We start from the raw sequence: 6,000 nt of genomic DNA, 5'->3' as shown, positions 1-6,000 counted from the left end.
GCGCCTGTCACCCTCCCGGATCTGGCCTTCCGGCTACCCATGGCCGCCACCATGCAGTAGCCTTCCAATTGGCTCGGTCCAAAATACCGGTCAGGTCAGCTCCTGTGCTCAAGCCCGGCGACACCGTCATCCTCGACAATCTGAAAGCCCACAAGGTCGTTGGGGTGCGCGAAGCCGTTGAGGCGGTCGGCGCACGGGTGCTCTACCTTCCCCCCCTACAGTCCGGACTTCACCCCATCGAACAGGTCTTCGCCAAAGCGAAAGCCCTTCTCCGGACCGCCGCAGCGCGAACCGCCGATGACCTGACCATCGCCATCCGGGACGCCTTCGCGGCTTTCAGGCCTGACGAATGCCGGAACTATCTCATCGCCGCTGGATACGATGCCTATGATCCAACCTGAAAGGGCACGGCTCTAGTCGCACAGCGACAACTCGAACTCAGCTAAGTGCCTCTTTGGAAGATCGAAAAAGTGCAATGCTGCATGCCGCTCGGTAGCTCCGTTGACTTTGCAGAGCCTCACAGAGCCTGACATGACGTTCGCTGCCTTTCCAACGGTCGGTCCGAACGCGAGATCAATAAAAATAAAGTTGACGCTGATACGCTACAGGATTTGCAATATCGGCATATAACTGAATAAATTTTAGGATAAGAGCGCCTAACAGAACCGCCTGCATTGGTTGAGAGTGACGAGGGCGCAGGCCAGCGTCGTGAAGGCGAGATGGATGTCGGCGCGGCGTTCGTAGCGGATAGCCATCCGCCGGAAGCGAGCCAGCCACGCCAGCGTGCGTTCGACCACCCAGCGGTGGCGGCCCAGGCGTTGACTGCTCTCGATCCCCCGGCGAGCGATACGCGGGGCGATCCCGCGGGCCCGGCATTCCTGGCGACAGCGGCGGTGGTCGTAGGCTTTGTCGGCGTGCAGCTTGCCGGGCCTGTGGCGCGGGCGTCCACGACGGCCCGAGCGCACTGGCGGGATCGCGTCGAGCGTCGCAATGAGTTGGGTGCTGTCGTGAGTGTTGGCCCCGGTCAGGACAACACCGAGCGGCGTGCCGCGGGCATCGACGACGAGGTGGCGCTTCGTGCCCGGCTTGCCCCGGTCCGTCGGGTTCGGGCCGGTCGCCGCCCCCCTTTTTTCGCCGGCAGGCTGGCGCTGTCGAGTGCCGCACGGCTCCAGTCCAGTTGTCTGGCGCCGTCCAGCCGCTCCAGCAGGGCGCGGTGCAGAGCCGCCCATACGCCTGCCCTCTGCCAATCACGCAGCCGTCGCCAGCACGACATCCCCGAACCGCAGCCCATCTCCTGCGGCAGGTACTCCCACGGCAAACCGGTGCGCAGCACGAACAGGATGCCGGTCAGCGCCGCCCGGTCCGGGATCAACGGTCGCCCGCCCTTCGGACGCGCCCGAGCCGGTGGCAGCAGCGGCGCGATCACCGCCCAGAGATCGTCGGGAACGAGGAACTTCGCCATACCTCATCAACGCACCAACCGCCGGTTTCGTTAGGCGCTCTAAATAATGGCCCAAAAATTTATTGTATATAAGCCCGCCTTGGCGCAAGGATAAATTCTGACGGGCATCATCCTGGACTTCAGCCGCGGCCTTCCTCATGGGCCCAGATTATTTCAGCCGCCGTATCACGGCGTCAATCTCCTAGGCACACCCCGATGCGGTCATCACGTTTCACGCAGCCACTTCCAGACGTGTTGCACAGTCCCCTGACCGCCGATCCTCTGAGCCACTACCCGCCGCTCGCCACGCCAGACTTGAGGTGGGACGCCGTAGCGGTTGCGGAAGCTGCGGCTGAGTTGCGAGGCGCTGCTGAACGCGAAGACCTCGGCCAACCGGGTAAGGGTTCGCATCTCCATGGGATCGGCAAGCGCGTCGCGCACCGCTAGCAGGCGCTCGCCCTGCACGAAGTGCATCACGCCCCCCTCTGGCTCGAACATTCGGTAGAGCGTGGCTCGCGAGACTCTGATCTCCCCGGCGATGAACTCGGGTGACAGATCGGGCCGCGACAGGTTCGCTTGGACGACCATCCTGGCCAGCGCCCTATGGCCTCCGTCGAGTTCGAGGCCGTCCAGGACATCCTTAGCCTGCGAGCCGTCGAGGAGGCGGTGCAGGAAGGCGACGAGATCATCGGCGAGGGCTGAGGCCTTGTCGGCGCGCGTGGTCGGCAAACGGCGGTAGATGTCCAGGATGCGCGCGGCGAGGAGCCGGTTCCGGGCTGCATCGAAGAGCAGGTCGTGAGTCTCGATCGACAATCCGTGGAGGCGCGTGAAGGGGACGGCGATGCCAATTGCATCGGCTCGGTCGAGCAGGCCGTCGAGCAAGTGACGGCGGCCGATGAGGGTCACGGTGCCGCGCGAGGCCGAGAGGGGTTTGCCACCGACCGTTCCCTGGAAGCGGCCGGACCGGTAGAGCTGAACCATGTAGTGGTCGGGACCGGCCTCGACGCGTCGGCGGTCACGCAGGAGCCGCTGGGTCGAGAGCGCCGTGCGGTGGGTAACGAGGTCGCCGATCTGGTACGCGATGTTGGCGCCGAACGGCAGGGGGGCAGACGGCGTCGTCGGAACGGTCTCGTACATCGGCGCCAGAAGGGTGCGCCACCGCTCGAAAGCCTCTCCGGGCGGCAAACCCGACGTCGTCAGGAAGAAGTGCGGCAGGCCCGCCTCACCCGTCGTCTCTTCTGTACTCAAAGGACCAGAACCCCTGCCACCCGACCCGTTTAGCGGAAGGCATTAGCCATGATGCCCTCGGCCGGACAACACACGTCGGCGTGTGGGGCCCCTGGGACTTGAACCCACCAAAAGCGCAACGGACGGCCTCTTTCAGCGCCATTACAAACAGCCCCTCCTGTAACTATGAGCAAAATTCCGCCAGCCCGCTGTATCACCGGCCGGTTGGGAATTCGCAGCCTGCTCTAATTTGGTAAGTCCTGGTTCGAATTTGGTCCATCGTTGGACTGGCCGAGCTCAACTTGTGGATCGGCGTCGAAGGATGGGTCTGGCGCAATCTTGATGCTCATCGGCTCATGAAGCGCCGTTCAGCCGAGCTTCGAGCAGGTCGAGCTTGGCCCGACCGAACATCTGCCGCTTCACGAGCTTCAGCCGGGTGATCTGCCCTTCGGTCTGCCGTTCGACCATGGTTGCGTGAGAGCTACAGCGACGGCCGATTTGTCCTTCAGCAAGCCGCGCGCGAACGACGATAGAAGGCTTCGGGCTGCAGCCTCGATCCAGGTGTCTAGATCGGGTCGCCTTCGTTCGCGGATCATGTCTAGGAAGCGCGACAGCAGGGACCTCGCCTCGTCGAGCATCGGAACCTCCGCCTCGATGGTCGCCACGATGACGGCTTCGGCCTTCGGCAGGTTGTCCCGCCCCGTCGTCATCAGCCGAGAGAGGATGCGCGCCAATGGCACCTTACCCGGCGATCCTTCCGGAGCGCGCTCGCCGCGCCTGCGGCGCGTCGCCCATTCCCCGACCACCCGCAGGCTGCCGGTGAACCCGCGGACGCGGAGCCGACGCCAGAGTTCGGCCGCGTTGCGACCGCCGCCTACCCACTCGGCATCGAGTTGGGGCAGGCAGGCGTCCAGGCTGTTTTAACGCGCGCGGAACACGTCGCAGGTCAGACCCCGCAGCACGTTGCGCACGAGCTTGCGGCTATGCCCGGTGGTCCGAGCGATCTTCTTGATCGGCATGCACTGTCGCGACAGGGCCAGGATCGCCTCGCCCGTCGCCTTTCTCCGGAGATAGCCGTCATACTGCAGGCGCTCGGCACAGGTCAGCCGTTCGGGATCGATCGTCGCGGCTCCCACCGCAGTGCGGATGGCAGCCATCGACTTGCGCACCGCATCGAGGAAGGCGGCGCTGGCGTTCTCCGCCAAGTGCCATCGGTCAGGACCTGGATCGCCTTGGGCAGCGCCCGCGTCGTTGCCTCGCCGTAGCAACCACCGCGGTCACGGGCGACGACGGTGATTTCGGGATGAACCGCAAGCCATGCCTCGAAGGGGCCGCTCTCCCGATCTGGTAGCAAGGCGATGACACGTCGCCGTTCCAGGTCGCAGACCAGCGTGCCGTAACGCTGTCCCCGACAGAAGGCCCAGTCGTCGATGCCGATTACGCTCGGACACTCCACCGGACGGACGGCACGCCGGCGCACGGTCCGCAGCATCGTATCTCGACTGGCCGGGACCATGAGCCGTCGGGCGATGCTGGCTGCAGGTCTCCCGCCGAGGGCAAGGCCAAGATGATGCACGATGCAGTCGAGTCGGGCCGTGCGCCGGGCGTAGGCGGCGGCCAGGTCAGATCCGAGCCGCTCTGCGAAGATCTCGGTCCCGCGGTCCGACCCAATGCAACGGAAACGACGGACGCGGACATCGAGGGCGACGCGTCTCCCAGCAACCGGCAGATCCGACAGGATGCGGGTGTAGTGGCTATGGTCTTGAGACGAGGACTGATCGCAGCCCGGGCACCGAGCGGATGCGGCGATTGGCCGGACGGTGATGGTCAGACCGGACCCGACCTCAATATGATCGACGACGAGTCCACGAGGGATGATGGAACTAGGTCGTAGACTCATTAGCTCGTAGCCAGATTCGGACGGCTGCGAGTTTGATGCTGGCGAGGTAGTTTTCCGGGTCCTTGTCGTAGCGTGTTGCGACAGCGCGGAAGTGTTTGATCTTGTTGAAGAAGCGTTCGACGAGATTGCGATAGCGGTACAGGAAGGCGCTGAAGGCAGGGACGTTCTTGCGGTTGGGCATCGGCCGGACATTGGCCCAGGCGCCCTGCTCGGCGAGCCGCTGACGGCGTTTGTCGCTGTCATAAGCTCGATCACCGAGCAGGATCTGACCGTTGCCGAGGTCGCCCAGCATATCGTCGGCGGCCTTGCCGTCGTGGGCCTGCCCTTCGGTCAGCTTGAGGGCGATGGGCCGGCCCTCGGCGTCGACGAGCGCGTGGATCTTGGTGGTCAGGCCGCCGCGCGAGCGACCCATGCAACGGGATCGGTCGTCTTTTTTTTGGCGGTAGCCGCGTGCTGATGCACGCGCACGCTCGTGGCGTCGATCATCTGGATGTCGCCGTCATAAGCCGCTGATACGGCAGCCAGAACCCGGTCCCAGACCCCGCGCTTACGCCAGCGCCGGAAGCGGTTGCCGCAGGTGGTGACCGGACCATACCGCGCTGGGATGTCCGCCCACGGCGCGCCCGTGCGCAGACGCCAGAAAATCCCGTTCAGCACCCGCCGGTCGTCAACCCGGTCCTTACCGCGCACGTCCGTCGGCAGCACCGGCTCGATCGCCGCCCATTCCTTGTCCGTCAGATCGTAGCGTCCCATCGCGTCCTCCAAGCTTAAGGAAAACGACCCCGCCGCCTCAATCGATCCAAACACCGTTCATGGGTTCATGACCTAGGACACAGGCTACGGGGCATTGCAGGATCTCCGTCAGCCGAAGCCGAGATCCATCAACTCGCCTGCACCGAGATTCAGTCAAACCCATGTTTCGACGCCGATCCACACGGATGGCCCCGGCGATCGTCGTCCAGCCAGCTCGACGGGGCACGACAACCGGCGGTCAATCGGCTGCGCACTATACCACCGTGAAGATGCGTGACGGCGGCGGCCTCAAAAGGATACGCAAGCTCATCTGCGGGGAACAATGCTTCTCCGAATGGGCCGATCAGCAAAACCCGGCGCTCCTACCCGATCAACGGTGCCGAATCTTTTTGCCCTATTTTTCGGAAAAATAGTGCGGCCTGCCCCGTTCGAAATTTTAGTCTTGTCTCAGCGTCCCATAATTTGTCGGATGCCGCCGAACCGGCTTGCCTGGGCATACCAAGATGCCTAGATCCTCATGGAATAGCCTCTCGAAGATCACACGCAGGTTGCTCGGCGGAAAACCAAATCGATTTGAAATAATTCCATTTAAAATGATGAAAAGCTGAAAATAAATCTCATAAATCTAGCGAATTTTTGTAATACAGCACTGTATATAATCTTAGATAATTTGATATGG

2 protein-coding genes and 3 pseudogenes are annotated in these 6,000 nt (G+C 63.3%); 1 reads left to right on the top strand and 4 read right to left on the bottom strand.

Going from position 1 to position 6,000, the window contains the following annotated elements; genetic code table 11:
* Positions 1–101: 101 nt before the first annotated feature.
* Positions 102–401 (top strand): annotated as a pseudogene (locus tag ASF22_RS14490) (transposase); the annotation flags it as partial.
* A gap of 255 nt (positions 402–656) precedes the next feature.
* Here the strand turns inward: ASF22_RS14490 and ASF22_RS23180 are convergent.
* From ASF22_RS23180 to ASF22_RS24925, 4 genes and pseudogenes are all read right to left on the bottom strand, one after another.
* A protein-coding gene (locus ASF22_RS23180; RefSeq protein WP_156647740.1) for an IS5 family transposase occupies positions 657–1,462 on the bottom strand; the annotation gives its coding sequence in 2 pieces (ribosomal slippage) (positions 657–1,132 and positions 1,132–1,462; 807 coding nt in all).
* 204 nt (positions 1,463–1,666) lie between these two features.
* Positions 1,667–2,689 (bottom strand): helix-turn-helix domain-containing protein, encoded by a 1,023-nt coding sequence (locus tag ASF22_RS14475; RefSeq protein WP_056265576.1) that lies wholly within the window; start codon positions 2,687–2,689, stop codon positions 1,667–1,669.
* A 333-nt stretch (positions 2,690–3,022) separates the two neighbouring features.
* Positions 3,023–4,568: pseudogene (locus tag ASF22_RS23175) on the bottom strand (ISL3 family transposase).
* Positions 4,552–5,321 (bottom strand): annotated as a pseudogene (locus tag ASF22_RS24925) (IS5 family transposase). The pseudogenes ASF22_RS23175 and ASF22_RS24925 overlap by 17 nt, the downstream one beginning before the upstream one ends.
* Positions 5,322–6,000: the final 679 nt, after the last annotated feature.

The sequence above is a fragment of the Methylobacterium sp. Leaf87 genome (assembly GCF_001422775.1).
Classification (GTDB): domain Bacteria; phylum Pseudomonadota; class Alphaproteobacteria; order Rhizobiales; family Beijerinckiaceae; genus Methylobacterium.
Note: the sequence above shows the minus strand (reverse complement) of the source record. Positions and strands in the feature narration are given on the sequence as shown.